Source organism: Pseudomonas eucalypticola, from assembly GCF_013374995.1.
Classification (GTDB): domain Bacteria; phylum Pseudomonadota; class Gammaproteobacteria; order Pseudomonadales; family Pseudomonadaceae; genus Aquipseudomonas; species Aquipseudomonas eucalypticola.
In genome coordinates this window covers 1,997,738-2,023,804 of the sequence record NZ_CP056030.1, presented here as the reverse complement: position 1 = coordinate 2,023,804, position 26,067 = coordinate 1,997,738, and the positions used below count along the sequence as shown (strand labels likewise).

22 protein-coding genes, 1 tRNA gene and 2 pseudogenes are annotated in these 26,067 nt (G+C 65.5%); 12 read left to right on the top strand and 13 right to left on the bottom strand.

Features of this window, described 5'->3' with window-relative positions; all coding sequences use genetic code 11:
* Position 1 precedes the first annotated feature (1 nt).
* Positions 2-1,609, top strand: a complete 1,608-nt coding sequence (locus HWQ56_RS09390) for an ABC transporter ATP-binding protein (RefSeq protein WP_176570284.1) — start codon at positions 2-4, stop codon at positions 1,607-1,609.
* A 48-nt stretch (positions 1,610-1,657) separates the two neighbouring features.
* Here HWQ56_RS09390 and HWQ56_RS09385 read toward each other — a convergent pair whose 3' ends face one another.
* Positions 1,658-2,932 carry a sensor domain-containing phosphodiesterase gene (locus HWQ56_RS09385; RefSeq protein WP_176570283.1) on the bottom strand — a complete coding sequence of 425 codons (1,275 nt, stop codon included), beginning with the start codon at positions 2,930-2,932 and terminating at the stop codon, positions 1,658-1,660.
* A gap of 146 nt (positions 2,933-3,078) precedes the next feature.
* Here HWQ56_RS09385 and HWQ56_RS29045 point away from each other — a divergent pair.
* Positions 3,079-3,189 (top strand): annotated as a pseudogene (locus tag HWQ56_RS29045) (peptide-methionine (R)-S-oxide reductase); the annotation flags it as partial.
* A 32-nt stretch (positions 3,190-3,221) separates the two neighbouring features.
* On the opposite strand, the gene HWQ56_RS09375 reads toward HWQ56_RS29045, so the two are convergent.
* On the bottom strand, positions 3,222-4,106 hold the full coding sequence (locus tag HWQ56_RS09375; protein ID WP_176570282.1) for a LysR substrate-binding domain-containing protein: 885 nt from the start codon (positions 4,104-4,106) through the stop codon (positions 3,222-3,224).
* Between the two features lie 129 nt (positions 4,107-4,235).
* Between HWQ56_RS09375 and HWQ56_RS09370 the strand changes: the two genes are divergently transcribed.
* The 3 genes from HWQ56_RS09370 to HWQ56_RS09360 are packed head-to-tail and all read left to right on the top strand — an operon-like array spanning position 4,236 to position 7,330.
* Positions 4,236-5,000 carry a glucose 1-dehydrogenase gene (locus HWQ56_RS09370; protein ID WP_176570281.1) on the top strand — a complete coding sequence of 255 codons (765 nt, stop codon included), beginning with the start codon at positions 4,236-4,238 and terminating at the stop codon, positions 4,998-5,000.
* 23 nt (positions 5,001-5,023) lie between these two features.
* Positions 5,024-5,839: a shikimate dehydrogenase gene (aroE, locus tag HWQ56_RS09365; RefSeq protein ID WP_158158355.1), complete on the top strand. Its 816-nt coding sequence runs from the start codon at positions 5,024-5,026 to the stop codon at positions 5,837-5,839.
* A gap of 57 nt (positions 5,840-5,896) precedes the next feature.
* A complete protein-coding gene (locus tag HWQ56_RS09360) occupies positions 5,897-7,330 on the top strand; it encodes an MFS transporter (protein WP_176570280.1) in 1,434 nt (477 codons plus the stop codon).
* 271 nt (positions 7,331-7,601) lie between these two features.
* On the opposite strand, the gene HWQ56_RS09355 is transcribed toward HWQ56_RS09360, so the two are convergent.
* The 3 genes from HWQ56_RS09355 to HWQ56_RS09345 form a co-directional block, all read right to left on the bottom strand.
* Positions 7,602-8,333, bottom strand: a complete 732-nt coding sequence (locus tag HWQ56_RS09355) for an alpha/beta hydrolase (protein ID WP_176570279.1) — start codon at positions 8,331-8,333, stop codon at positions 7,602-7,604.
* The gene (locus HWQ56_RS09350; RefSeq protein WP_176570278.1) at positions 8,330-9,106 is read right to left on the bottom strand and encodes a class I SAM-dependent methyltransferase; all 777 of its coding nucleotides are present in this window, start codon (positions 9,104-9,106) and stop codon (positions 8,330-8,332) included. The genes HWQ56_RS09355 and HWQ56_RS09350 overlap by 4 nt, the downstream gene beginning before the upstream one ends.
* Positions 9,107-9,187: 81 nt before the next feature.
* Positions 9,188-10,165, bottom strand: a complete 978-nt coding sequence (locus HWQ56_RS09345; RefSeq protein ID WP_176570277.1) for a GlxA family transcriptional regulator — start codon at positions 10,163-10,165, stop codon at positions 9,188-9,190.
* Between the two features lie 112 nt (positions 10,166-10,277).
* On the opposite strand from HWQ56_RS09345, the gene HWQ56_RS09340 reads away from it, so the two are divergent.
* Complete coding sequence (locus HWQ56_RS09340; RefSeq protein WP_158158350.1) at positions 10,278-10,919, top strand: HD domain-containing protein; 642 nt, start codon at positions 10,278-10,280, stop codon at positions 10,917-10,919.
* Positions 10,920-10,952: 33 nt separating this feature from the next.
* Here the strand turns inward: HWQ56_RS09340 and HWQ56_RS09335 are convergent.
* From HWQ56_RS09335 to moaB, 3 genes and pseudogenes are all read right to left on the bottom strand, one after another.
* Positions 10,953-11,878: pseudogene (locus HWQ56_RS09335) on the bottom strand (glycosyltransferase family 2 protein).
* A 137-nt stretch (positions 11,879-12,015) separates the two neighbouring features.
* Positions 12,016-13,203: a molybdopterin molybdotransferase MoeA gene (locus tag HWQ56_RS09330; protein ID WP_158158359.1), complete on the bottom strand. Its 1,188-nt coding sequence runs from the start codon at positions 13,201-13,203 to the stop codon at positions 12,016-12,018.
* 22 nt (positions 13,204-13,225) lie between these two features.
* On the bottom strand, positions 13,226-13,765 hold the full coding sequence (gene moaB / locus HWQ56_RS09325) for a molybdenum cofactor biosynthesis protein B (protein WP_158158348.1): 540 nt from the start codon (positions 13,763-13,765) through the stop codon (positions 13,226-13,228).
* Between the two features lie 76 nt (positions 13,766-13,841).
* On the opposite strand from moaB, the gene mobA reads away from it, so the two are divergent.
* From mobA to HWQ56_RS09310, 3 genes are all read left to right on the top strand, one after another.
* Complete coding sequence (gene mobA / locus HWQ56_RS09320; RefSeq protein ID WP_176570276.1) at positions 13,842-14,423, top strand: molybdenum cofactor guanylyltransferase MobA; 582 nt, start codon at positions 13,842-13,844, stop codon at positions 14,421-14,423.
* An 88-nt stretch (positions 14,424-14,511) separates the two neighbouring features.
* Positions 14,512-14,733, top strand: coding sequence for a YgdI/YgdR family lipoprotein (locus HWQ56_RS09315; protein WP_158158346.1), 222 nt, complete (start codon positions 14,512-14,514; stop codon positions 14,731-14,733).
* Positions 14,734-14,814: 81 nt separating this feature from the next.
* Positions 14,815-14,891 (top strand) — tRNA-Pro (locus HWQ56_RS09310).
* A gap of 55 nt (positions 14,892-14,946) precedes the next feature.
* Here HWQ56_RS09310 and HWQ56_RS09305 read toward each other — a convergent pair.
* Positions 14,947-15,969 (bottom strand): LacI family DNA-binding transcriptional regulator, encoded by a 1,023-nt coding sequence (locus HWQ56_RS09305; RefSeq protein WP_176570275.1) that lies wholly within the window; start codon positions 15,967-15,969, stop codon positions 14,947-14,949.
* A 245-nt stretch (positions 15,970-16,214) separates the two neighbouring features.
* Here HWQ56_RS09305 and HWQ56_RS09300 point away from each other — a divergent pair, with 245 nt between their 5' ends.
* On the top strand, positions 16,215-17,945 hold the full coding sequence (locus HWQ56_RS09300; RefSeq protein ID WP_176570274.1) for an SGNH/GDSL hydrolase family protein: 1,731 nt from the start codon (positions 16,215-16,217) through the stop codon (positions 17,943-17,945).
* 36 nt (positions 17,946-17,981) lie between these two features.
* Here the strand turns inward: HWQ56_RS09300 and HWQ56_RS09295 are convergent, their stop codons facing one another.
* From HWQ56_RS09295 to HWQ56_RS09280, 4 genes are read right to left on the bottom strand one after another with little or no spacing between them, the layout of a single operon-like run.
* Positions 17,982-19,421 (bottom strand): MBOAT family O-acyltransferase, encoded by a 1,440-nt coding sequence (locus HWQ56_RS09295; RefSeq protein ID WP_176570273.1) that lies wholly within the window; start codon positions 19,419-19,421, stop codon positions 17,982-17,984.
* A complete protein-coding gene (locus tag HWQ56_RS09290) occupies positions 19,418-20,584 on the bottom strand; it encodes an SGNH/GDSL hydrolase family protein (RefSeq protein WP_176570272.1) in 1,167 nt (388 codons plus the stop codon). The genes HWQ56_RS09295 and HWQ56_RS09290 overlap by 4 nt, the downstream gene beginning before the upstream one ends.
* Positions 20,585-20,615: 31 nt before the next feature.
* On the bottom strand, positions 20,616-22,511 hold the full coding sequence (locus HWQ56_RS09285) for an HAD-IIIC family phosphatase (protein WP_176570271.1): 1,896 nt from the start codon (positions 22,509-22,511) through the stop codon (positions 20,616-20,618).
* Entirely contained in the window at positions 22,504-22,770 is a 267-nt protein-coding gene (locus HWQ56_RS09280) for an acyl carrier protein (RefSeq protein ID WP_176570270.1), read from the bottom strand. Before HWQ56_RS09280 ends, HWQ56_RS09285 begins: the two co-directional genes overlap by 8 nt.
* Before the next feature lie 389 nt (positions 22,771-23,159).
* On the opposite strand from HWQ56_RS09280, the gene proP reads away from it, so the two are divergent.
* Together proP and HWQ56_RS09270 are read left to right on the top strand one after the other, a co-directional pair.
* Entirely contained in the window at positions 23,160-24,662 is a 1,503-nt protein-coding gene (proP, locus tag HWQ56_RS09275; RefSeq protein WP_158158339.1) for a glycine betaine/L-proline transporter ProP, read from the top strand.
* A 100-nt stretch (positions 24,663-24,762) separates the two neighbouring features.
* Positions 24,763-25,953 carry a YncE family protein gene (locus HWQ56_RS09270; RefSeq protein ID WP_209008705.1) on the top strand — a complete coding sequence of 397 codons (1,191 nt, stop codon included), beginning with the start codon at positions 24,763-24,765 and terminating at the stop codon, positions 25,951-25,953.
* Positions 25,954-26,067: the final 114 nt, after the last annotated feature.

Here is a 26,067-nt window from a genome sequence, read left to right as displayed (position 1 = left end):
CATGCACCCCGACAACCTGATCGAAATCCGCGACCTGGCAGTCCAGTTCGACACCAGCGAACGCTCGTCGCGGGTGGTGGAAGGCGTGAGCTTCGACATCCGTCGCGGCGAGACCCTGGCCCTGGTGGGCGAAAGCGGCTCGGGCAAATCGGTGACCGCGCATTCCATCTTGCGCCTGTTGCCCTACCCCATCGCCAGCCACCCCAGCGGCACCGTGACGTATGAAGGCCAGGACCTGCTGCGCATGGACGAAAAGCGCCTGCGGCAGATTCGTGGCAACCGCATCGCCATGATTTTCCAGGAGCCCATGACGTCGCTGAACCCGCTGCACAGCATCGAGAAGCAGATCAACGAAGTGCTGGGCCTGCACAAGGGCCTGACCGGCAAGGCCGCAACCGCGCGTACCCTGGAACTGCTGGACATGGTCGGCATTCCCCAGCCACGCCAGCGCCTCAAGGCCCTGCCCCACGAGCTGTCCGGCGGCCAGCGCCAGCGGGTGATGATCGCCATGGCCCTGGCCAACGAGCCTGAACTGCTGATCGCCGACGAGCCGACCACGGCCCTGGACGTGACCGTGCAGCTGAAAATCCTCGAGCTGCTCAAGTCTCTGCAACAACGCCTGGGCATGGCCTTGCTGCTGATCACCCATGACCTCAACCTGGTGAGGCGCGTGGCGCAGCGGGTGTGCGTGATGAAGCAGGGCGGCATTGTCGAACAGGGTGACTGCGAGCAACTGTTCAGCGCCCCCCAACACCCCTACACCCGTGAACTGCTGGGCGCCGAACCGCGTGGCGAACCGGCTGCCACCATGGCCGGCGAAACGATGCTGGAAGTCGACGACCTGAAGGTGTGGTTCCCCATCAAGAAAGGCTTCTTCAAGCGCACCGTCGACCACGTCAAGGCGGTGGATGGCATCCGTTTCAGCGTTCCGCGCGGCCAGACCCTGGGCATCGTCGGCGAAAGCGGCTCGGGCAAATCCACTTTGGGCCTGGCCATCCTGCGGCTGATCGCCAGCCAAGGCAGCATCCGCTTCCACGGCCAGGCGGTGGACGGCCTGAGCCGCGAACAGGTCCGCCCGCTGCGCCGGCAGATGCAGGTGGTGTTCCAGGACCCCTTTGGCAGCCTCAGTCCGCGCATGAGCGTGGCGCAGATCGTCGGTGAAGGCCTGCGCATCCATGGCATCGGCACCCCCGAGGACCAGGAGCAGGCCATCGTCCAGGCGCTGGTGGAGGTTGGCCTGGACCCCGACAGCCGGCACCGCTACCCCCATGAATTCTCGGGCGGCCAGCGCCAGCGCATCGCCATCGCCCGCGCCCTGGTGCTCAAGCCGGCCCTGATCGTGCTCGATGAACCCACCTCGGCGCTGGACCGCACCGTGCAGCGGCAGGTGGTGGAACTGCTGCGCTCGTTGCAGCTCAAGTACAACCTGACGTACCTGTTCATCAGCCATGACCTGGCGGTGGTCAAGGCATTGAGTCACCAGTTGATGGTGATCAAGGGTGGGCAAGTGCTGGAACAGGGGCCGGCGGCGCAGGTGTTCGCCGCCCCGCAGCATCCGTACACGCAGCAATTGCTGGAGGCTGCGTTCCTGGCGCCGCACGGCCAGTAGGCGTGGAGGGGGCGCGGAATCCTTACCCAGGAAGCGCCGTACTGCCCCTCATCCCGACGTCACCCTCGGCTGCGCCTCCTCCAGGCTGTTCACCGCCACCCGCTCCACCAGCGCCAATGCATCCGGCAATGCCAGCGGCCGACCCAGCAGGTACCCCTGCACCTTGTTTGCCCCCAACAAGCGCAAAGCGTCCAATTCGGACTGGGTTTCCACACCTTCGGCCACGATGGTGCTGCCGGTCTCGCGAGCGAAGGCGATCAACGCCGACGCCATGGCGCGTTTCTGCGGGTCGGTGTCGATGTTCTGGGTCAGGCTCATGTCCAGCTTGATCATGTCCGGGCGCAGTTGCAGGATATGGCGCATGCTAGCGTAGCCTGCGCCCGCATCGTCGATGGCCACGCGTACGCCGTTCTGGCGCAGGGGTTTGAGGGCCTTGATCAGCCCGGTGTAATCGTTGACCACGGCGTGCTCGGTGATTTCCAGTACCAGGCGGCTGGCCGGGCACGGGCCGAGCAGTTCGGTCAGGCGGCCGCTGAGCATCAGTTGCGGGGAGCAGTTGATGGTCAGGTAAGTGCCCGACGGCAAGGCGTCCATGCCGCGCAGGGCGGCGGCGATGGCATGGCATTCCAGTTCCACGCCCAGCCCGGCGTCGGCGGCTTCGTTGAACCACTGGTCAGGACTGCGAAGCGGCTCGACGTTGAAGCGTGACAGGCACTCCCAACCGCAAATGGCCATGCTGTGGAAGTCGAAGATAGGCTGGTAGACGATGGCGGGTTGGTTGCTGGCCAGCACGGCGGAGATGCGCCGGTGCTTGGCCACGCGGTCGCGCACCTGGGTCAGGTCGCCTTCGATGCGGTCGGCGATCAGTTCGGCGAAGACCTTCATCACCAGCAGGTCGCGCTGGTTCAGGCTGTCATCGGCACTGTAGCCGAAGCAGCAGAACGTGCCGTACAACCGACCATCGCTGAGGTAGATGGGCACGCTCAGGTGCGAGCCGATAGGCAGTGCCTGGGTTTCGGGGAGCTCCATGGCTACCGGGTAGTGGGCGGTGTCAGCGATGAGTTCGGGCAGCACGCCCTCCACGACCCGCAGGCAATAGCCCACGTCCAGTGACAGGCAGTCCCCCGGCTTGATCGGCCCATCGCCGTCGGTGTCGACGTTGACGAACACACGGTCGGTGGTCCGAAACTGCGAAACGAAGGCCACGTCCATGCCCAGGTGGGTGCGCAAGGCGCGCAGCACCTTGTCGATGCAGCCCGTCCCCGTGGGCGCGGCGGTCTTGAGGGTAACGACACTGGCGAGTTGGTCAGCTGACATATCCATGACGCCCTCCTGAATCCCTGGATCCACAGATTCTAGGACCGCAAAAAGGGTTTTACGTCTACCGTCCGGCATTTTTCCAGACGAAATGCAGGGAAATTGCGAAAGGCGTCACAAAACGTTCAAGCCTGGTTCAGGACCGGGGGAAGCGCCGCAGCGGCGGGGATCCGGGGCATGTCTTTGACGATGGCCCAGCCCTCACAGGATTGCGCTATTGCATGAATGGGGTAGCCATGGTGTTCGTCGCAGGTACCGCGTAGGGCCGGGCGACGCCCGGAAACAGCGCGCCCCATCAGGCAGGTGGATACAGTTCATCCAGCACCTGCATCAGCGCCCGCTTGCGCGGGCTTTCCAGCCCCGTCCAGGCCACCCCGATACCCGCGCCGCTCATGGCCACCGCCAACGGCCGGGTGACGACCCCGGCCGGCAGCGCCGAGGCCGCCCCCGCCGGCACGATACCCACCCCCAGCCCCGCCGCCACCAGCGCCAGCAAGGTAGTGAATTCCCCCATTTCCCGGGCGATGGTCAGCGTCACCTTGCGCCGTTGAAAGCCCACCAGCATTTGGTCATGCAGCCCCGGCGCATATTTGCGCGCCAGCACCAGTGCCGGGCGCCCTGCCAGGTCCTGGGGCTGCACCCGGCGCACCTTGGCCAACGGGTCGGCCTCGGGCACCGCCACCACCAGCGACTCTTCGAACAACATGCGCGTATGCAGCCCCGGCACGCTCAATGGCAGGCGCACCAGGCCAAAGTCCAGGGCGTTGTCGTGCAATGCCCTGGCCTGGAGCAATGAAGGCATGTCCTTGAGTTCCAGCTCGATGCGCGGAAACCGCTGTTCCAGGGTGCGCACCAGCGCCGGCAGCAAGTGCGACAGCACCGAGGACACGAACGCCAGGCGCAGCACCCCCACTTCCCCGGCCGCGGCCTGTTGCAGGACCTCCCGCGCGCGCCCGGCCTGGCGCAGGGTCGCCAGCGCCTCGGGCAAGAACAGCGCGCCCTCCTCGGTCAGTTCCACGCCATGGCGGTCGCGCTCGAACAACTGCGCGCCAACGTCCTCTTCCAGCCCGCGGATCTGCGCGCTCAAGGCCGGCTGGACGATGTGCAAGCGCTCGGCCGCACGGCCAAAATGCAGCTCTTCGGCGACCGCCACGAACGCGCGCAAGTGTTTGAGTTCCATGCAGCCTCCCTTGCCTGGTGATCACGAACGGTGATTACCACATCACCATAAACGATTGGCACACCGAAGCGGTAGCGGCTGACAGTAGCACCATCCCTGACCCCATAAATCCAATACCGGGAGACCTACATGATCGACAGCTTTCGCCTGAACGGCCGCCGGGCGCTGATCACCGGCAGCGCCCGCGGCATCGGCCTGGCCTTGGCCCGTGGGCTGGCCCAGGCCGGCGCCCACGTGGTGCTCAACGGCCGCGACGCCGAGCGCACCCAGGCGGCTTGCGCCCTGCTGCGCGACGAAGGCCTGAACGCCGAATACGCGGTGTTCGACGTCGCTGACCACGACGCCACCGCTCGGGCTGTCGATGGCCTGGAACAGCGGGTGGGTGCCATCGACATTCTGGTCAACAACGCCGGCATTCAACACCGCCAGGCGCTGCAGGATTTCAGCCAGCAAGACTGGCACCGCCTGATGAGCACCAACCTGGATGGCGTGTTCAATGTGTCCAAGGCCGTGGCCCGGCACATGATTGCCCGCGGCCACGGCAAGATCATCAACATCGCCTCAGTGCAAAGCGAGCTCGCCCGCCCTTCCATCGCCCCCTACGCGGCCAGCAAGGGCGCGGTGCGCATGCTCACCCGCGGCATGTGCGCCGACTGGGCTGGTCACGGCCTGCAGGTCAATGCCCTGGCCCCCGGGTACTTTCGCACCGAACTGAATCAGGCCTTGGCTGACAACCCGGCGTTCGATGACTGGCTGGTGAAACGCACCCCGGCCGGGCGCTGGGGCAAGGTGGAGGAGCTGTGTGGCGCGGCGGTGTTCCTCGCCTCGCCGGCGGCTGACTTCATCAACGGCCAAACCCTGTTCGTCGACGGCGGCCTGACCAGCGTCGTCTAACTTTTTTGCACAAGGATGCCACCATGCCTCAATCACTCCCCACCCTGTGCGGCTCGATCATGGGCTCGCCGTTTTCCCTCTCGGCCAAGATCCACAACGCCGCCTACGCGGCCCTGGGCCTGGATTACACCTTCGTGTGCTTCGGCGTTGAGGACCCGGTGGCCGCCGTGGGCGCGATTCGCACCCTGGGCGTGCGCGGCATGAACGTGTCGATGCCCTACAAGCAGGCCGTCATGCCGCACCTGGACGCCATCGACGAATCGGCCCAGGTGATCGGCGCGGTGAACACCATCAATAACGTCGACGGCGTGCTGACCGGCTACAACACCGACTACCTGGGCGCCGTGCGTGCCCTGCAGGAAGTGACCCGCCTCAAGGGCAAGCGCATCGCCGTGGTGGGTGCCGGTGGCGCGGCCCGTGCCGTGGTCTACGGCTGCGTGAAAGCCGACGCCCAGGTGACCGTGTTCAACCGCAGCGCCGAACGCGGCAGCGAGCTGGCCCAGACCCTGGGCGCGCGCTGGGGCGGCAGTGTCGAGCGCTTTGTCGCCAAGGACTACGACATCGTCGTCAACGCCACCTCGGTAGGCTTCAAACAGCCCGACAGCAACCCGCTGGACGGCCGCCTGGCCAGCCACCTGATCGTCATGGACGTAGCCTTCATGCCGGTGCAGACCGCATTGCTGCGCCAGGCCCGCGCCCTGGGTTGCGGCACCGTGGCCGGCACGCGCATGCTGGTGCACCAGGCCTGCCGGCAGATCGAACTGTACACCGGGCACGACGCGCCCATCGACGTCATGGAGCAGGCCATGCTCCAGGAAATCCAGCGGTTGAACCTGTAACCCATCCCGGTTGCCTATCAATAACAAGACGCCATGAAGGCGCCTGGAGGAACGCACATGACCCACGCCCGCTCCCCGTCCGACACCGCCGAGCCCGTTGACCCGCAAGTGAAGAAGGACCTGCACCGCGCCGCCTGGGCCTGCTCCCTGGGCAGCGCCCTGGAGTACTACGACTTCGCCCTGTACACCCTGGCGTCGGCGCTGATCTTCGGGCCGCTGTTCTTCCCCGAACAGACCCGCGCCATGAGCCTGATCGCCAGCTTCGGCACCTACTTCCTCGGCTTTGCCATCCGTCCCCTGGGCGGCGTGCTGTTCGGCATGATCGGCGACCGCGTGGGGCGCAAGTTCGTGCTCTCAGCGACGGTGCTGCTGATGGGCGTGTCCAGCACCCTGATCGGCGCCCTGCCCACCTTTCACCAGGTAGGCTACCTGGCGCCGGTGCTGCTGGTGGTGCTGCGCCTGCTGCAAGGCCTGGGCGCCGGTGCCGAGCAGGCCGGCGCGGCGGTGATGATGACCGAGTACGCGCCCAAGGGCCGTCGCGGGTTCTACGCCGCGCTGCCGTTCCTGGGCATCCAGCTGGGCACCATCATGGCCGCCCTGGTGTACTTCCTGGTGGTCAGCGGCAACGACAACATCACCCAGACCAACCTGTGGCGCGTGCCGTTCTTCATCAGTGTGGTCATCGTCGCGCTCGGCCTGTACATGCGCCTCAAGCTTAAGGAATCACCGACCTTCGTGCGTCTCAAGGCGCTGAAGCGTGAGTGCGCCAACCCGCTGAAAAGCGCCATGCAACACTCCAAGCCGACCCTGCTGCTGGGCATCGGCCTGCGCCTGGCGGAAAACGGCGGTTCGTCCATCTACCAGGCCCTGGCGGTGAGCTACATCGTCGGCGTGGTCGGCCTCAAGGGCCCGGTGGGCGTGTTGACACTGATCTGCGCCGCCAGCCTGGGCGCGCTGACCGTGCCCATTGCCGGCAAGCTCAGCGACCGTTTCGGCCGCGTGGTGGTGTACCGCGCCTTTGCCTTGCTGCAACTGGCCCTGGCGTTCCCGGTGTGGTGGGTGCTGAGCCTGGGCAACATCGTCGCCAGCATCGTCGCCATCTCCATCGCCCTGGGTATTGGCACGTGGGGTATGTTCGGCACGCAGGCGGCGCTGATGCCCGAGCTGTTCGGCTCACGTCACCGTTACATGGGCGTGTCGATTGCGCGGGAAGTGTCGGCGGTGATCGCCGGCGGCATCGCGCCGATGATTGGCGCGGGCATCATCGCCGTGGTCATGGCCACCCATGAAGGCGACAGCAACGCCGGCATCGGCGCCTGGGTGCCGATTGCCTGCTACCTGGCGCTGTTGACCGCGACCACGCTGTACACCACGTTCAAGACGCCGGAAACCCTGAACCGCGACCTCGATGAACCCCGTGACGCGTGGGAAGTGGCCAAGGCCGATGAGGCAGTGAAGGCGCACCACCACGCGATTCCGGTGCGCCACTGACGCGGCCTGCAAGCAGCCCGCCCCGGCCCTCGAACGTTGGGTTGCCGGGGCGTAGCTGCCCAGTCCCACTAGAAAGGCTAACGCCTCCTGCGCCACCCTTCATTGTGATTGGTAACGCCCGAAAAAACGGGTTCCGTGCTGAAGGCCCGAATGCGGAAGCTTGAGCCGACAGGACGAGTATTGCCCTCGAAAGAGAAGATTTTTTCTTTCAGCTGCCCGGCAGTCAATTCCTTGAGTGTCATTGTCTGGCCACCGCCAGCCAGGCAGGCCCTTATAGGGCCTGGGGCGCCAGCACGTCACCCAGCCAGGCACTGAGATCCTCGATTTCGGTCTTGCTGATGGAGTGCTTCAAGTCGGCGTAGGCATGGAAGTCCGGCTCCAGGCCCAGCTCATGCAGGATGCGCTGGGCTTCGCTGGCGTCGGTGAATGGCACCTGCGGGTCGTCCACGCCATGGCCGATGAAGATCGCCAGCGACTTCAGCGCAGGGTCCGGTTTCAGCTCGCTGCGCAGTACCGGCAGAATCTTGCCGCTCAACACCGCGATGCCCCGCACCGCCTGGGGTTCGCGCAGGCCCAGCTCGTAATTCATGATGGCGCCCTGGCTGAAGCCGATCAGCACCACTTTCGACGTGTCGGTGTGGTACTTGGCCACGGCCTGGCTGATGAAGTCCTTGAGCGTTTGGCGGCTGCTGGCCAAGTCCCCGGGGACGCCGTCGTAGGGGCCGTCGCCCTGGCGGTGGAACCACTGGTAGCTGCCCTCTTCCAGGGTCTGCGGGGCGCGCACCGACAGGTAGGTGTAGCCGTCGGGCAGCGAGTCTTTCAGCTCGAAGAGGTCGGCCTCGTTGCTGCCGTAGCCATGCAGGAAGATCACCAGCGGCTTGCCGCGCGTGACCGTCGGCGCCTGTTCCAGGTAGTTCAACGGCAGGTCGGTGTGCAGCACGGGGTCGGCGGCGTGGGCCAGGCCCGACACCAGCAACAGCGCAAGGGCCATTCGTTTGATCATGGAGTCTCCGATTTAACTGCGCAGAAGGCAGCGGTCGTATAAGGGACAGTGACTTCGGCCTTGCCGGCCAGCAGAGGTTCACTGGCGATCAATGCGCGCACCTGGGCGTCCACCGCTTCGCGCTGGGCAGCGGCAAGCCCGGCGATGAAGCTGGTGGAGCGCACGCGGTCGAGGATTACCGCGTCAGGGCTGCCGGTGTGGCCGTTGCCGAAATGGGCGTGCTGCAGCGCGCTGAAGCCGGGCGCGGGGAATACCTGGCGCCAGGCGCCGCTGTAGTAACGGGGCGTGTCGCCTTCGTACTGGTTGACCAGCGCGTCGAGGCGCGCCACCCACGGCACGCTGTTGTCACGCAGGTTCCACACCAGGCCGAGGCGGCCGCCGGGCTTGAGCACGCGGCGGATTTCGGCCACGGCTTCAGGGGTGGCGAACCAGTGGAACGACTGCGCGCACACCACCGCGTCCAGGGAGGCATCGGGCAGCGGAATGGCGTCGGCGCGGCCGTCCAGGGCCTGCACATGGCCGTAGGTGGCATGGAGTTTCTCACGCATGGCCGGCACCGGCTCCACCGCCACCACGCGGGCGCCGGTGGCCAGCAGCCGCGCGGTGAACTTGCCGGTGCCGGCGCCCAGGTCCAGCACCGTGCTGCCGGTGTGCAGGTTGAGGGTGTCGCGCAGCCAGGCATCCAGCGCCGGCGGGTAGTCCGGGCGACCGCGGACGTAGGTGTCGGCGGTGGCCGGGGTGTCGTAGCCTTCGGCGGCGTGGTGAATGCTCATGGTGCGCCCCTGCAGGGTGGGAAGTGCATCATCATAGGCTGCGGCTGCGTATCACACAAAATCCCGAGGCCCCCACGACGATCAAACGTTTCCACCACGGCCGGCGAAGCGCTTGCGGTATTCGGCGGGGCTCACGCCCACGGCCTTGCTGAAGGCGCGGCGCAGGGTGTCGGCGTTGGCGAAGCCGCAGTGGGCTGCCACCTGTTTGGGGGTTTCATGACCCTGTTCCAGGCGTTCGCGGGCGGCCTGTATGCGGGCCTGCTCGACCCAACTGGCCGGCGTTTCACCGACCTCCTGATGGAACAGCCGGGCGAAGTGCCGCGGGCTGAGGCCGGCGCGTGCAGCCAGGGCCTTGATGCTGTGGTCCTCGGCCGGGTGCGCGGCCACATAGCGCTGCACCTCTTGCAACGCCGAGCGCCCGGCCGGCAGCGATTCGCCCTTGCGGCTGAACTGCAACTGGCCGCCGGGGCGCTTGAAAAACATCACCAGCTGGCTGGCCACGCGCCGGGCGATGTCCTCGCCCAGGTCTTCCTCCACCAGGGCCAACGCCAGGTCCAGGCCGGCCGTCACCCCGGCGGCCGTGCGCAACTTGCCGTCGCGCACGTGGATGGCGTCAGCGTCCACTTGCACCTGCGGGTAGCGGCTGGCCAGCGCCTCGGCCGCCACCCAGTGGGTGGTGACCCGGCGGCCATCCAGCAGCCCCGCCGCTGCCAGCGCGAACGCCCCGGTGCACACCGAGCCGAAGCGCCGCGCCTGGGGTGCGTGCAGGCGCAGCCAGTCCAGCAGCGCCTGGCTGAAGCGCGCCTGGGGCGCGTTGGGCGCGCCGGCCACCAGCAGGGTGTCGATACCGGCCAAGGCGTGGCCGGTATGGGTCTCGGGCAACAGCCGGGTGCCTGATGAGCTGGTTACCGGGCCGCTGCCGCAGCCCACCAGCAGCAGCCTATAGCGCTCGCAGCCGGCCTCGCGGTTGGCTTCGGCGAACACGTCCAGCGGGCCGCTGACATCGAGCAGTTGCACGTTGGGCAAGGCGACCACGGCGATGGTGCGTACGTGCGTCATGGTGGCGTCCGCTTGGGAAGGAAAATGGCAGTATATGACGTATTGCGCCAATTGAGGCCATCGCCGGACGACCGGATACTGGGCTTACCCACTCACAGCGCAGGCACCTGTCATGACCTTCACCCTCGACGACATCCGCATCCCCGACACCGCCATGGCCCGCGAAATCACCGAACTGGTGCGCGACACGGAATCGGAGCTGCTGTTTCACCACTCCAGCCGGGTGTATTACTTCGGCGCCCTCGCCGGCCGCAAGCGCGGGCTGGCCTTCGATGCCGAGCTGCTGTACGCCGGTTGCATGTTCCATGACATGGGCCTGACCCACCGGTGCAGCAGCGCCTGCGAGCGCTTCGAAGTGGACGGCGCCAACGCCGCCCGGGACTTTCTCAAGGGCCACCACATCGACCAGCACGACATCGACACCGTCTGGACCGCCATCGCCCTGCACACCACGCCGGGCATTCCCCAGCACATGCACCCGGTGGTGGCGCTGGTGACCGCTGGCGTGGAGATGGACGTGCTGGGGCTGACCTACCCGCAGTACAGCAAGGCCGAACGCGACGCCATCGTCGCCGCCCACCCGCGCAGCGCGCAGTTCAAGGAGGACATCATTCAGGCGTTCTACGACGGCATCAAGCACAAGCCCGAGACGACGTTTGGCAACGTCAAGGCCGATGTGCTGGCCGACAAGGACCCGGCCTTCGTGCGTGGCAATTTCTGCCAGGTGATCCGTGGGTCGGGCTGGAAAGGATGAACGAGGTCGCGGCGCCGGGCGCCCGGCGCGCCTTCAGGCATAGGGGCTGTCCCAATACCGCTTGTGCATCCCCAACCGCTTCTTCCACTTCATCGGCAAGCGCTGCTCCTGCTGGCTGAATTTGTAGGCGACCAGCTTCAGGGCATTGCGCAGAAAAGACCCGGGCCACAGCCAGAACCGGCGCAGGCCGAGAAACTTCAGTTCCGACTTCACATAGCGCAACCCTTCCCCCCTGCGCCTCCGAATTGTTCGCGGATCCAGGCTTCGCGGGCCTGGAACACGCCAATGTCGAAGTAACGGCGAAATTCCTCGGCCAGGGTGTAGTTGTGTGAGTGACGGCAGCGGGCATCGCCGGCGTAGGCAGTCTTCCACCCGGCCAGGAGCATGCGCGCGGCGACGTACATGTCCTCGGACAGGATGACGTGCAAGGGGAAGCCACCGACCTGCATCAACGCCCGGCGCCGGTAGGCGGCGAAGGAGTTGGACATGAAGCAGGTCTTGATGCCCAGGCGCCCGGCGTCGGCCAGGCTCTTGAGCTGTGAGGTGGCTGGGTAGTTGAACAGGCGGGCATGCTGGGACAGCAGCGTGGCGTCCTTGTGCGCCAGTTGCCGGCCGCAGACCGCACCCACGGTCTCGTCGGCGAACGGCGCGACGATGCGCGCCATCGCGTCAGGGTCTTCCAGGTAGGCGTCCTGGGTCATGTACACGTACACGTCGTAGTCGGGATACAGGTCGACCATGCGCTGGCGCGTTCCGCCGTGGTTGAACTCACGGCTGGGAATCTGCACGAAATGGTCGGCGCACTCGCGCCCCAGTACGTCGCTGCCATCGCTGGACGTGGAGTCCACGATCAGGGTGTCAAAATCCATCGTCTGGTTGCCCAGCGAGTCCAGCAGGCGCTGCAGATCCGCGCGACCGTTATAGGTTGGGACCACGCATGCCACTTTCAAAGTCGTCATGGCTCGATCCCCACGTTGCCAAGTCCTTTGATCTCGACCGCTGCCGGTTCGGCGACGCCGACCGGCAGCGGTTCCCAGGTTGCATCACACCAGCTGGAAGACTAGCGCACACCGCCGCCTTTTCAGTAACAAAATATTCAGCGAAGCAATTCGCTGAGCGGGATAAAGCGCACCCGGTCGCCCTCCGCCAGGGTCCGGCCTTCCAGCACTTCCACCAGGCCTTCGGCCCAGGCGGCACTGCGCAGCACGCCAGAACTCTGGTTGGGGTAGATCACTGCCCGGCCGTTTTCCAGGCGGCCACGCAGGTACTCGCGACGGTTGCCCGGCTTGCCCCAGGTGAACGCCACCGGCACCTCGATCGCCAGCGGCGCGACGTCGGCCACGCCCAGGCGGCGCAACAGGTAGGGCCGGGCGAGCAGCGCGAAGGTGACCAGGGTGGAGGCAGGGTTACCGGGCAGGCCGATGACCGCGGTGCCGCGAAAGTGCCCGAAGGTCAGCGGCTTGCCGGGCTTGATGGCCAGTTTCCACAAGGCCAGTTCGCCTTCTTCGCGCAACGCCACCCCGAGGAAATCCGCCTCGCCCACCGACACGCCGCCCGTGGACAGGATCAGGTCGGCCTGGCCCAGCTCGGCCAGGCGCGCGCGCGTCTTGGCCAGGTCGTCGGGCAGGATGCCGGCATCGATCACCTCGCACCCCAGGCGCTGCAACCAACTGACCAGCAGGCGCCGGTTGCTGTTGTAGATCTGCCCCGGGCCCAGCGGCTGGCCGGGGTCCACCAGTTCATCACCGGTGGACAACACGGCCACGCGCGGCTTGCGCACCACCTCAAGCGTGGCATGCCCCAGGGAGGCCGCCAGGCCCAGCTCGATCGGCCCCAGGCGGGTACCGGCAGGCAGCACTTGCTCGCCGATGCGCGTTTCCTGCCCCTGAGGGCGGATGTTCTGGTTCAGGCTGAGGCGCTCGGTAAAGCGCACGCGGCCGTCGCTCAGTACCTCGGCGTTTTCCTGCATTTCCACGCAGTCAGCACCCGCCGGCACGGGGGCGCCGGTGAAGATGCGCGCGCAGGTGCCCGCGGCCAATGGCAGGGGGGCCTGGCCCGCCTGGATGCGCTGGCTGACCACCAGCGGCTCACCGGCCCAGTCGGCCAGGCGCAAGGCGTAACCGTCCATGGCGCTGTTGGACCAGGGCGGCAGGTCAAGCGTGGACACCAGCGCCTGGGCCAGGACCCGGCCGTCAGCGTCGGCCAGGGCCACCCGCTCGGTGCCTTCCAGCGGCGCCTGGTCGGCCAGGGCCAGCAGGCGCTCCAGGGCCTGTTCCAGCGGCATCAGCGGCGTGGCCGCGCCCAGCTCAGCCACGGGACTGGCAGGGCTCGGCCTGCTTCAGGTGCGGGACGAAATTGCAGGGCCGGTGACGCACGTCCAACTGCTCGGCGAGGATACCGTCCCAACCGGTGCGCACGGCGTTGGTCGAACCCGGCAGGCAGCACACCAGGGTGCCGTTGGCCAGCCCCGCCAGGGCGCGCGACTGCACGGTGGAGGTGCCGATGTCGGGCACGCTGATCTGGCGGAACAGTTCGCCAAAGCCATCCACTTGCTTGTCCAACAGGCAGGACACGGCTTCAGGCGTGCTGTCGCGGCCGGTAAACCCGGTGCCGCCGGTGATCAACACCACCTGCACCACGTCTTCGGCGATCCAGTGAGCCACTTTCGCGCGGATCTTGTAGAGGTCGTCCTTGAGCAACACGCGCTCGGCCAGCAGGTGGCCGGCGGCGGTCAGGCGGTCGACGAACATCTGCCCGGAGGTGTCGGTCTCCAGGGTACGGGTATCACTGACAGTCAGCACCGCGATATTGAGCGGCACAAAAGGTACATCAGCCTTGGCTTTCATCAGGGCTCGTCCGGTTGTGTGTATGAATAGGCAGTGTTATATCACAGCAGCCCTGATCTGAAGACCGAGACCTGCCATGCCCGATGCCGCCCTGCCCGCCTGTTCCGTCCTGCTGCTGGCCGGTGGCCGTGGCCAGCGAATGGGCGGCCGCGACAAGGGGTTGCTGCCCTGGCGCGGCGAACCGCTGATCGCCCACCTGCACCGCCAGGTACGTGGCCTGGGCGATGACCTGATCGTCTCCTGCAACCGCAACCAGGCCCGTTATGCCCCTTATGCCGACCACCTGGTGAGCGACGACAGCGACGACTTCCCCGGCCCCCTGGCCGGGATCCGCGCAGGCCTGGCGCAGGCCCGCCACCGCCACATGCTGGTACTGCCCTGCGATGTGCCGGGCATCGACCACGCACTGTTGACCGCGATGCTCCAGGCCGCCTACCGCCACCCGGACCAGCCCCTGATGGTGCGCCAAGGCCTGCACTGGGAACCCCTGCTGTGCGTGATCCCCGTGGCCCATGCGGCGGCATTCGAACACGCCTGGCAGGCTGGCGAACGCAGCCCGCGCCAGGTCATGCTGACCCTGGGCGCGCAGGCGCTGCAATGCTCGCCCGAAGACCCGCGCCTGGCCAACCTCAACACCCTGCACTTGCTGGGGGAATAAAGACTGTCAAAAAAACGGAACTCGTATCCGGTACAAACGTCTCAAAAGCTGTACATGGATCAATCGTCCCCCTTTGGAGAATTAGAAAATGACTAACCGGACCCTTCCCGCTCTGCTTCTGGCCATGGGCCTGGCCGCCCTGGCGGGTTGCTCCACGCCTACGGTCATCACCCTCAACGACGGGCGCGAGATCCAGGCGGTGGACACGCCTAAATACGATGAAGATTCGGGTTTCTACGAAATCAAGCAGCTGGATGGCAAGGAAACCCGCATCAACAAGGATCAGGTTCGTACCGTCAAGGAGCTCTGATAAAGCGTTCTGATTCAGGCCCGCCCCGCCCATTCGCGGGGCTTGCCGAGAGCCGAGGGTTTTGCATAGAATTTTCGGCATCGGGGTGTAGCGCAGCCAGGTAGCGCGTCTCGTTCGGGACGAGAAGGCCGCAGGTTCGAATCCTGTCTCCCCGACCACTACTCAGGAAGCCCGCCTTGCGCGGGCTTCTGCCTTTTCGCGGCCGTGGCTCGCCTAGAGGGCGTCGACGCTCAGCACATTGTCGAGGTTTTCCGGCGTGACGATGGAAAACGGTACGGTGCTGCGGGGCGAGGAATCGATGGCGCCCAATTGGTGGAGCATCACCTGAATGCAGACCTTGGCCTGCAACTCGGGATTCTGGTCGATGAGCGCCGATATTTTTCCTTCCTGCAGCAGCCGGGCATTGGCCGGCGTTATCTCGTGGCCGATCCAGCCCTTCACCGGGTGGCCCTGGACGGCACGGGCGATGCCGTCGTTGCCCGCGCCGGTGTGGTAGATGCCATCGACAGGCCCCACCCCCTGCAGGCATTCAGTCACCACCGCGTGGGCGTGGTCGTCGGTGTCACTGCACTCCACGGGGCCGACGATCTCGATGCCGGGAAAGCGTGCCTGGCACACCGCGCGAAACCCCTGGATGCGCTGGCGGTGCGATTGGAACAGCATATGGTGGGTCACCAGCAGCACCCGCCCCGTGCCAGCCAGAAAACCACCGAGCAGATAGCCTGCCGTACGCCCCGCGGCTTCGTTGTCGATGCCGGCGTAGGCCCAGCCCTGGCTGGCCACTGCGCTGGTCATGAACACCGCCGCCTTGCCCTGCAGCCGCAGCCGCTGGCAATACTGGCGCAGGGTGGGGTTGTCCTCGACAATCAGCGCCAGGCCGTGGCAGCGCCCCTCCAACCCCTGGAGTGCCTGGAACAGGGCGTCGCTGCCCGCCGCCGAGTCGAAGCGGCGCAAGCGCACCTGAACGCCCTGTGCCTTGGCGCAGGCCTGGAACGCAGCCTGGTAGCGGGCGAAGAAGGTCTCGTCACTCAGGGACATGAACACTTCGAAGCGAAACAGATGGCGGGCGCCGGAAGGCAGGCGCTGGCCGACACCCAGCGTGCGCAATGCGCCCAGTACTTTCATGGTGGTGGCATGGGACACCTTGGCCCGATCGCTCAGCACGCGGTCGACGGTAGCGACACCGACACCCGCCAGCTCGGCGATTTCACGAATTGAAGGCCTTTTTTCGAACACCCCGTGCCCCTCGATAACCGGGCCCGTGCCGGCAGGACGGCCATCTTAACACGCTCGCATCAGCACGAAATCAAGGTATCAAAGCGCGATCGTGGCGGTCGGCCTGGGCATCCGCCTGATGCCGGCTATAGTCAGTAGGCCTATTGGCCACCCTGGCCCCAGGGCAACGACGCCGGGCCTCTCTTTCGCAACGCTTTGTTGCGAGCTGCCACACATCAGCCGAACCAGCCGACCGGGAGGTGGCCATGGCGTGTCCATTCAAGGCTCCACAGGTGATTACGCTGCTCGGCGCCCTGGGCACACTGGGCGCCACGCCACTGCCGCTGGATGTCATCGGGTTGTATGTCACGGCCGCCAGCCCGGTGGCCGGCGGCACGGGTTATCGCGTGAATGACACCCTCACCCTGCCCGGCGGGGTGACGCTTACCGTGACGCACGTCAGTGCCGACGCCGGCGTGGCGCAGGTGCAGGTGGCGCAGCCGCAGATGCATGCCTGCGCGCCGGACGGCCCGCTGGCGGCGCAATCGGCCGAGGGCAGCGGCGCGACGTTTTCCCTGACCTGGCTGGCACCGACCGGCTACGGCACGCGCCAGCTAACCGAGTGCTATACCGGGCCGGCACTGACGGTGCAGCGTTCCGATACGCAGGCGGCGTTGTCCATCGGTTTGCTAACAGACGGCGGGCTGGATACCGCTGCCCTGGACCGCTTCACCGTGCCGGCGCAAACCCTGCGCAGTTACACCACCTTCGACGCCGGTGTCACGCCCCGCGTGTCCCGGTGGCATGACCAGGGCGGCGGCGGTAACGATGCGGTGCAGCCCGATGCCCAGCAGCGCCCCACCCTCACCGCCGACCGCGTGCACGGCAACAGCCGTGCCGTGGTGTTCGATGCCCATGGTGGTGCGGGCGACTGGGACCCGGCTAATACTTTTCTGGACTTGCCCACTGGCGTGGCGCTGCAGGCCAACCATTTCACCCTGGCGGTGATTGGCGCGGCCACCTCGGTCTTCGCGCCCGCCGCTTTTGTCGCAGTGGGGGATATCGCCGGCAAGAACGCTGGCCTGGAGTTCGGCCATTACAGCGCGCAACCCACCGCCTGCGACGGCGCCGGCGACAACGCCTACGCGGCGGTGGTGCCCACGGAAACGCCCGCCGTGATCGTCTGCACGGCGGACGCCCATGGCAAAGTCATCGACATGCTCGGCACGACCAGCACCGCTGTCGGCGGTAATGACAGCCCGTTGAGCGGCGGCAGCCTGGGGCTCAGTGGCGAGGGGCGCTCGGGGCTGGTGAACCTGTCGGCGGCGATCATCGTGCCGTGGCCGCTGGACGCCGCTACCCGCGCCGCGCTGGGGGCATCCCTGCAAGGCAGCTTCGGGCTGACGCCCCCTACCCAGGGGGTCATCGTGGTGTTGGGTGACAGCCACTCCGATGGCAGCGGCGCGCCCTTCCAGCAAGGCTGGCCGCACCAGATGATCACGCTGCTGGGCCGCAGCGACGTGCAGTTGGTCAATGGTGCCCGTTACGGTGGCCGCCTGGCCACGGCCATCGAGCAATGGAAGCAATACGCACAGCCCAACCTGCTGGCCTCGACCGCGGCGCACAAGATCGTGATTCTGCAGGGCGGCTACAACGACCAGCTCTACGGCCAGAGCGCCAACGAGATCATCGCCACCTACCAGCGCGGCGCGGTGCTGGCGCACATGGCCGGCGCCAAGGCCGTGTGTGTCGCCAACGTATTGCGCAATGCCCCGGCGGTCACCAACCACGCCATCGCCCAGGTGAACGCCGCGTTGCGCCAGCCCCTGGCGGGCTGCGACGCGGTGATCGACTGGGCCAGCGTGCCCGCCTTCAACCAGCAGACAGGCGACTACCCACCACCGCTTTTCGCCGCCGACCGCGTGCACCTCACCGCCGAAGGCCAGGCCCGGCAGGCCAGGCTCGCCGCCGAGGTCATTGGCCCGCTGCTGCGTTGAGCTCCCTGCCCCATGGGCCTTGGGGCTGCTGCTGTCCTAGAAAGTTTTGTAGACGATGTCCGGTGCCGGTGAGTTGGCCAGCAAAATGAACACGGTGGTCAGGGTGGCGATGACGGTGAAGCCCACGGTGCGGGTGTAGCGCGACAGCGCCAGCGGTGCGTCGCCGGCCTTGAGGCGCAACAGCAGGGCCCAGGCCCGGCGAACGCCTTCGATCACCACGGCGGCACCCACCCAGAGGCAGCCCCATACCAGCAACGACCCCAGCCAGCCCAGGGAGGCGTAGTAGGCCTCGATCTGCCCCCAGGTGGACCAGAACCAGAACAGCGTGAAGGCGAACCAGGTGAACGTCAGCCCCCGCGAGGCGATCAGGTACACCGGGTTGGCACACAGGGCCTTGTACGGCTTCTTGCCCAGGCGCAGGGCCATCTGGATCTGGTACAGCTTGTTCACTGCCACGCCACCGCCCTGGAGCAGGCCGAACATGACGAATTCAGAGGTCTGCCCATGCCAGATGCCCACGAGGAAAAAGGTCACGAAAAACGCCACCACCCCCAGGAAAGGTTCGACGGCCCGGCTGGGGAAGCGCTCCATCAACCTCATCAACAGCGTGTTGTAGACATAGGTCTTCAGCCAGTTGGACAACGACATGTGCCAACGGCCCCAGAAGTTGATGAAGTTCTCGGCAATGAAGGGGTTATTGAAGTTCTCCGGCAGGCGCAAGCCGAAGAAGTAGCCGACGCCGATGACCACGTCGGTGTAGCCGGAAAAATTGCAGTAGAGAAATAGCGGGTAACTGGCTGCGATGATCAACCCTTGGGTCACCAGCGCCCCGGTGCCCACCGCCCCGGGCAATGCCCCCAGGGCTTGCAGTTGCAGGTCATGGAACACATGGGACAACAGAAACACCTTGAAGAAGCCCACGGCGATGCGCTCCAGCGCCCGCCCCGCGCCCACCAGGTGTGGCCGCGCCATGCGCTTGGCTTGTTCCTGGTAATCGGGGTAACGCTGGATGGGGCCGGAAATCAGCGCCGTGAAGTTCAGCGTGTAGTTGATGTAGGCCAGCGGGGTGATGGCCGGCAGCGCACCGCCGCGGGCGTCGATGACCAGGTGCAGCACCCGGAAGAACACGTATGACAGGCCAATGGTGGCGTAGGGAAAGTCCAGGAACACCTGGGCCGGAAAGAAACCGTATTGCTTCAACCAGGCGAACAGCAGAATCAGCACCACCACCGAGGTGCCGAACAGCAGCCGGCCGTCACCTGCGGCCGTGCGTTGAGCAAGGCGCATCAGGCCATAGCCCACCGTCAGGAACAGCAGAAATGGCAGGCACGCCACCACGCCGTGCACCAGGCTGGCGAAGAAGATCAGGTTGGTGGCCAGCAGCACTGCCTGCCGCCAGCCCGCCTGGCGGAACAGGTTGAACACCAGCGCGGCGACGGCAGCGAACGCCAGAAACTCGAATGACGGCACGTTCATGGCGTGGTCCTCTGGGACAGGGCGGCGTGGGCGACCAGGGCGGTGCAACTGCCCAACGGCGTGTCGCTGAGGGTGGACAGGCGGGAAATCACGGCGTCGGCGATCACCGCGTGGCCCGCACCGGAGGGGTGGCCATCGACGGGGTAATACAGGTCGGCGGCATTTTTCAGGCGGCTGAAATCGTCACTGGTGTTGACGTAGAGGATGCCGTGACGCCGGGCGATGTCGCCGATGGCCTTGCTGAACGCCCAAGGGTCGACGCCTTCGGGCGCGGGGGTGCCGCTGATCAGCGCGACCTGGGCCCGTTGCGGCACGTACACCAGCACCAGCGGCACCTGGGCAGCCTGGGCCTGGCGGGCCATGTCGGCCAGGAGTTTCTCGTAGCTGTCCAGGCGCGTCTGCCAGAACGGCGAGAACGGCGTGCGCAGGAAGTTGGCCTTTTCGCCGTAGTGCAGGTAAAGGTCGGTGAACGCCTGGGCGTTCTTGAAGTAGAAATACTGCGCCACATAGGCCGAGCGGGCTTGCTCCTTGATGGCGACGTACAGGCGGTTGAGCAATGGCGGCGGTGGCGCAGGGGTTGCGGGCGCCGAGGGCGCGGCCGCCGGGGCGAAACTGTCTGGGTCGCGCTCGAGGTCGAAGGGCACGATGCTGGTGATGAGGACGTCGGGTGACAGTTTGATCGCCTCGTCGAAATTGAGCTGAGCGCGGCTCCAGTTGTAACCGATGCTGGCGACGTTCTGCACGTCCACCGGGCGGTGGCAGATGGCACCCAGTGCAGTGCCTACCCGCTCGGGGTACGACTGCTCGTCGGGCACCAGGTAGCCTTGGGTCAACGAAGACCCGAACGCCACCACGCGCAGGCTGCCAGGCGGTTTCAGCGCACAGGAAGCGGCCGAGCGAAACCCGCATTCGTTGTAGTGGTTGGTGACCCAGGGCCCCTCGGGGGCCTTGGTGGTAGAGGTGCACCCGGCCTTGAAGCGCGTGCCCATGGTGTCATCCGGCACCTGGCAGGCATCCAGCGGCTGGGCCGGGTAGAAATACCGCGCGAGCATTTCACTCGCCCCCAACAGGCAGGCGAGTGTCAGCACCACAATCAGCGGGATGATCAGCAAATCGCGTTTCGCAAGCACGGTGCGGGCACCGTCGTCAGTCGTGTTGTCCATCGGCGTGCGCTGCCTGTGTGAAAGGGTGGGGTCATTCGTGCCTGACGCGCATCAGCGGCGCCGATTTCTCGACCTGGGTGTCGAGGGCCCAGAAGGTGGTGCCATCGGGCCCCTCCCCGGTCTGCTCGAAGCCCAATTTCTGGTAATGCTTGTGCACCATGGTGTTGCGTTCGCTGGGGATGTATTCACCCACCAAGCGGGTGATGCCTCGCTGGCGCGCCTGAGCCAGGATCTCGCACAGCACGCTGTCCTCCACCTGGCGGCCCAATACCCGGCAACTCATGAGCCAGGTGTCGAGGGTCCAGGTGCCAGGCGCCGAGGGCTTGCAGATGACCACGCTGATCATGCCGTTGTCGCCGAAACGATCGATAAGCCGCACTTGCAGGCTGAACTGAGCAGGGTCGTTCTCCACCGCCAGCACGTCGGCTTCGGTATAGCGGCGGGTGGTGAGGTTGTACTGGTTGGACTTGTTGATCAGTTGCACGATGCGCGAACGGCCGGTGGCGTCGAACGGCTTGAACACGATTTCCATGTCCAGCGAGGCCAGGTAAGCGCCCACGTCGCCCGCTTGCTGTTGCAGGGTGATGCGCCGGGCATTTTCCTGGTACAGCGCGGCGCGCTGGCGGTCTTCCTCGGAAAACACCACGGTCTCGAAGTAACCGGCAGCCGCCAGGGTGCGGGCGTAGGACGCCGGGTCTTCGTTCAGTTCAGGCACGGCCACCTGGGGCAGGATCTGGCGGATCAGGCCGCGCTCCACGGGGTTGTCGTCCAGGAACACCATGGCGTCCAGGCCCAGGGCCAATTCCTCGGCGATGGCCTTGATGTTGGTGGCCTTGTCCTGCCAGTTGGCCTGGAACACGGCGAAGTGGTCTTCGCGCAGCAGCATCTCGGGGTGCTCCTGGAACGGCTTGCGGGCCACCTCATCGGTGTTTTTCGACGACACCGCCAGCACGATGCCGCGCTCGCGCAGCGCCAGGGCCATGCGCTGCACCGCCAAGTGGGCTTCACCCACCGCGTCCCCTTGGGCGACACGGATCCCTTCCAGGCCGTCGTCACCGATGACGCCGCCCCACACCGTGTTGTCCAGATCCAGGATCAGGCAACGCCGGCTGCGCCCCCGCAGCGCTGCGAGGATGCGCACCATGTGCTCGGCGTACAGCGGCAGGAACTCGCTGGCGAACGGCAGCTTGGCCATGTTCCACTCGGCCGGGGAATGCCAGGCGTCCAGCCCTGCCAAGGCCGCCAGGTGGGCCACGTCGAACAGCAGGTCTTCACTGTTGGCCAGCGCGGCGACCAGCCGCCGGTTCAGTTCCTCCACCAACCACAACAGGGTGCCTGGTACACGGCGGTCGTAGCTGCCGAACAGGCTCTCGGGCGGCGGCGCCAGGGTTTGTACGATGCACAGGCCTCCGCTGTTGCGGTGCACGGCGTCGCGCACGCTCTGCAGGTAGTTGAACGCCATTTCCACGTTGGCCGCGGCGGTGCCCGCATCGCCCGGTGTCGGTTGCCACGGCAGCGCCCGGTAGTCCACGGCGATCAGCACGGCGTGGGGGCGGAACGCGTTGAGGGCTGAATGTTCTTCAATGGCTTCCTGCAGCACCTGATCGTACTCGCCCTTCACCACTTCCAGCGCCAGGCCATGGCGCGCGGCACTGGCCACCAGGGCCGGGGCGACGAAGTCCTGGGTGCCATTGCCCAGCAGGCCCAGGCGCAGCGCAGTCAGGGGTTGCAACGATGCGCCCGCGGATTGCAGCTTCCTGATGGCGTTGGCCAGTTTCTGCAAATGGTTGCCGTCCATGGCACAGTTGGCCAATGCCTGGACTAAGCGGCCGAGGTCGGAAGTGTCAGCAGTGAAGGCGCGACACTTAACCGAAAAGTCTGCCGGAGGCTGCACCAGCCAAGGCAGCGTGCTGAGTTGATTAGGCATGAGCGGCGTCCCCGTCCGGATACTTTTTACGGGTAATGATCGCCACCAGGTCGCCTACATTGTTAAGCGTGCCTATTTCGTTCGCGGACAGTTTTATGTCGAACGCCTTTTGAACCGACATCATCAGGCGTATATGGGCGAGACTGTCCCAGCCGTCAATATCGCCAGCGGTCGTCGTCGGGGTGATAACCAGGTCATCTTCATCAAAGACGTCTGCAAAGACGGGGTTCAGCTTGTCGTAGATATCACGTGTAGTCATCGTGCGGGCTCGCTTGAATATCGATCGTCTGGCGCCAACAACTCGCCCCCCTCAGTTTCCGCTGCAAGTGACCGACAAAAAAACAGCACACCTTGCCCAGGACAAACTGTTGTCCCTCAAACCTATGGCAGCCTTGATATTTTGGGAAATAGAAAAGTGCGCGAGAGGCACTGAAGTTTGACTCGGCGTTGACGCTGGGCGCTTGACGCGGGGCTGTTACAGGTAAGTAACAGTAAGGAGTCGAAGATCGACCGGGGGCTGCTGGCACTGACGACATGGCCATGGGCCATAAAATTTCGTTTGAACTGAATTATTTAGCGTGCCCGGGTATCTGATGCCATAGAGCCCCGCCCGGCGGGCACCCTCAGCTTGGTCACAGAGTAACGTGAATGAAACTACGTAAAAAACGGGTCAAACCCATTGGTCTGAAAGACATCACCATTGTCGACGACGCCAAGATGCGCAAAGCCATCACCGCCGCCGCGCTGGGCAACGCCATGGAGTGGTTCGACTTCGGCGTGTACGGCTTCGTCGCCTACGTGCTGGGCAAGGTATTCTTCCCCGGCGCCGACCCCAGCGTGCAGATGATCGCCGCGCTGGCGACGTTCTCGGTACCCTTCCTGATTCGCCCCCTGGGCGGTCTGTTCTTCGGGGCACTGGGCGACCGCCTGGGGCGGCAAAAGGTGCTGGCGGCGACCATTGTCATCATGTCGCTGAGTACCTTCGCCATCGGCCTGATTCCCTCCTATGCCAGCATCGGCATATGGGCGCCTATCTTGCTATTGCTGGCCAAGATGGCCCAGGGCTTCTCGGTGGGCGGCGAATACACGGGCGCGTCGATCTTCGTCGCCGAGTACGCCCCGGACCGCAAGCGCGGGTTTCTGGGCAGCTGGCTGGACTTCGGTTCCATCGCCGGTTTCGTCCTGGGTGCCGGCGTGGTGGTGCTGATCTCCAGCGTCATCGGTGAAGAGAAGTTCCAGGAGTGGGGCTGGCGCCTGCCGTTCTTCCTGGCCTTGCCCCTGGGCATCCTGGGCTTGTATCTGCGTAATGCCCTGGAAGAAACCCCGGCGTTCCAGCAACACGTGGAGAAACTCGAACAGGGTGACCGCGAAGGCTTGGCGGCCGGTCCCAAGGTGTCGTTCAAGGAAGTGGCGACCCAGCACTGGCGCAGCCTGATCACGTGCGTCGGGGTGGTGGTGGCGACCAACGTCACCTACTACATGCTGCTGACCTACATGCCCAGCTACCTGTCGCATAACCTGCACTACTCAGAAAACCGCGGCGTGCTGATCATCATCGCGATCATGGTGGGCATGCTGTTCGTGCAGCCGCTGTTCGGCTTCATCAGCGACAAGGTGGGCCGTCGCCCTTTCATCATCTGTGGCAGCATCGGCCTGTTCTTCCTGGCCATTCCTTCCTTCATGCTTATCATCAGCGGCACCACCGGGCTGATCTTCGCCGGCTTGCTGATATTGGCGGTGTTGCTCAACTTCTTCATCGGCGTGATGGCCTCGACCCTGCCGGCGATGTTCCCCACGCACATCCGCTATAGCGCCCTGGCCAGTGCCTTCAACATCTCGGTACTGGTCGCCGGCCTGACCCCGACCCTGGCGGCCTGGTTGGTGGAAACCACCAACAACCTGTACATGCCGGCCTATTACCTGATGGTGATGGCGGTGATTGGCCTGGCGACCGGCCTGTCGATGAAGGAAACCGCCAACAAGCCGCTGCGCGGCGCGGCACCGGCGGCATCGGACCTGGAAGAGGCGCGCGAGTTGTTGCAGGAGCACCACGACAACATCGAGCAGAAAATCGAAGACATCGACGCGCAGATCGCTGAACTGCAGGCCAAGCGCGAGCACCTGGTGCAACAGCACCCGCGTATCGATTGATGGGCGGGGAAGCTCGACTGAGCCTTTTGTCATGTGCCGCCGTGCGGCACCTGGGCTATAGTGTCGAGCTTCCCACCCTGCCTTTCTCAAGGATGTCACTGTGCCTTCGACGCTTTCTTTGCGCGCTGTACTGAAACCGGTTTCAGCCCTGGCCTTGATGCTGCTCGCCGCTCAATCGGTGAGCGCCGCCGACTGGGTTGTTTCCGCCAACGACGGCAAATACCAGCGGGTCCAGGGTCGCGATACCTACCCCGACAACGCCAAGCCCGACACGCTCACGGTGCTGGACGCCAGCGTGTTACCGCCCACGGTCAACCAGACCGTGGAAGTCGAAAACGGCATTCAGGGCCCACCCCAGGCCGCCGCCATCAGCACCGACGGCAAGCTGGCGCTGGTGGCCGCGCCGACGCGCTACGACTCTGCCACCCAGCAGTTGCAGATGGACACCTTCCTGCAGGTGGTGGACCTCAGCGCCAAGCCCGCCACCGTCAGCAGGATAGAGCTGGGCAGCCACCCACAGGCCGTGGCGTTCGACCGCAGTGGGCACTGGGCGGTGGTGACCTGCGTTGACGGCGGCGTGCGCCCGCTGCGCGTTGAAGGTAACAAGGTCACCCTGCTCGACCGCATCGGCATCGCTGGCAAACGCTTGGCCGGTGCGGCCTTCACCCACGACGGCCAGCACCTGTTGGTATCGCTGCGGGACGAATCGGGCGTGGCAGTGCTGAACCTGGTGGACGGCCATTGGGCCGACAGCGGTGACCGCGTGAGCACCGGGGTGGCGCCCTACACCATCGACGTGTCCAGCGACGGCCATTGGGCCGTGGTGAGCAACGTGGGCCTGGCGGGCCTGGCCAACTACAAGGGCCGCCTGTTGGGCGATGCCGACAGCGTGACGCTGATCGACGTATCGAAAACGCCGTTCCGCGCCGTGCAACAGCTCACCGTGCCTTCGGTGCCCGAAGGGGTGGCCATTTCCCCCGATGGCAAGTGGATCGTCGCGCAGTCCATCGACGGCTCCAACCTGTTGCCCGACAACCCGGGTGTGAAGGCCCATGGCACCTTGACGCTGTTTGCCCTTCGCGATGGCCACGCCGTGAAGGTCAACCAGGTGGCCGACGGCAACTCGTCACAGGGTGTGGTCTTCAGCGCCGACGGCAAGCATGTGATCGTGCAGTTCAACGTCGAGCACCAACTGGGGCTGTACAGCATCGAGAACGGCAAGCTGGTGGACAGCAACAAGCGTATTGAAGTGAGTGGCGGCCCGTCGTCGCTGCGCAGCGCACCCCGCTGATCGACCGACGAGGCTGGCCCAGTGGAACCAAGCGGCGAGTGACATCATCGATATCAATAGCGACCATCGATAATCACATGTTCCGCGACCGCCTGGACAAGTTCACCATGGCCT

Excerpts from the sequence above, each read along its gene's own strand:
- HWQ56_RS09390 (WP_176570284.1), top strand. The coding sequence starts at position 2 with ATGCACCCCGACAACCTGATCGAAATCCGCGACCTGGCAGTCCAGTTC.
- HWQ56_RS09385 (WP_176570283.1), bottom strand. The coding sequence starts at position 2,932 with ATGGATATGTCAGCTGACCAACTCGCCAGTGTCGTTACCCTCAAGACC.
- HWQ56_RS09375 (WP_176570282.1), bottom strand. The coding sequence starts at position 4,106 with ATGGAACTCAAACACTTGCGCGCGTTCGTGGCGGTCGCCGAAGAGCTG.
- HWQ56_RS09370 (WP_176570281.1), top strand. The coding sequence starts at position 4,236 with ATGATCGACAGCTTTCGCCTGAACGGCCGCCGGGCGCTGATCACCGGC.
- aroE (WP_158158355.1), top strand. The coding sequence starts at position 5,024 with ATGCCTCAATCACTCCCCACCCTGTGCGGCTCGATCATGGGCTCGCCG.
- HWQ56_RS09360 (WP_176570280.1), top strand. The coding sequence starts at position 5,897 with ATGACCCACGCCCGCTCCCCGTCCGACACCGCCGAGCCCGTTGACCCG.
- HWQ56_RS09355 (WP_176570279.1), bottom strand. The coding sequence starts at position 8,333 with ATGATCAAACGAATGGCCCTTGCGCTGTTGCTGGTGTCGGGCCTGGCC.
- HWQ56_RS09350 (WP_176570278.1), bottom strand. The coding sequence starts at position 9,106 with ATGAGCATTCACCACGCCGCCGAAGGCTACGACACCCCGGCCACCGCC.
- HWQ56_RS09345 (WP_176570277.1), bottom strand. The coding sequence starts at position 10,165 with ATGACGCACGTACGCACCATCGCCGTGGTCGCCTTGCCCAACGTGCAA.
- HWQ56_RS09340 (WP_158158350.1), top strand. The coding sequence starts at position 10,278 with ATGACCTTCACCCTCGACGACATCCGCATCCCCGACACCGCCATGGCC.
- HWQ56_RS09330 (WP_158158359.1), bottom strand. The coding sequence starts at position 13,203 with ATGCCGCTGGAACAGGCCCTGGAGCGCCTGCTGGCCCTGGCCGACCAG.
- moaB (WP_158158348.1), bottom strand. The coding sequence starts at position 13,765 with ATGAAAGCCAAGGCTGATGTACCTTTTGTGCCGCTCAATATCGCGGTG.
- mobA (WP_176570276.1), top strand. The coding sequence starts at position 13,842 with ATGCCCGATGCCGCCCTGCCCGCCTGTTCCGTCCTGCTGCTGGCCGGT.
- HWQ56_RS09315 (WP_158158346.1), top strand. The coding sequence starts at position 14,512 with ATGACTAACCGGACCCTTCCCGCTCTGCTTCTGGCCATGGGCCTGGCC.
- HWQ56_RS09300 (WP_176570274.1), top strand. The coding sequence starts at position 16,215 with ATGGCGTGTCCATTCAAGGCTCCACAGGTGATTACGCTGCTCGGCGCC.
- HWQ56_RS09295 (WP_176570273.1), bottom strand. The coding sequence starts at position 19,421 with ATGAACGTGCCGTCATTCGAGTTTCTGGCGTTCGCTGCCGTCGCCGCG.
- HWQ56_RS09290 (WP_176570272.1), bottom strand. The coding sequence starts at position 20,584 with ATGGACAACACGACTGACGACGGTGCCCGCACCGTGCTTGCGAAACGC.
- HWQ56_RS09285 (WP_176570271.1), bottom strand. The coding sequence starts at position 22,511 with ATGCCTAATCAACTCAGCACGCTGCCTTGGCTGGTGCAGCCTCCGGCA.
- HWQ56_RS09280 (WP_176570270.1), bottom strand. The coding sequence starts at position 22,770 with ATGACTACACGTGATATCTACGACAAGCTGAACCCCGTCTTTGCAGAC.
- proP (WP_158158339.1), top strand. The coding sequence starts at position 23,160 with ATGAAACTACGTAAAAAACGGGTCAAACCCATTGGTCTGAAAGACATC.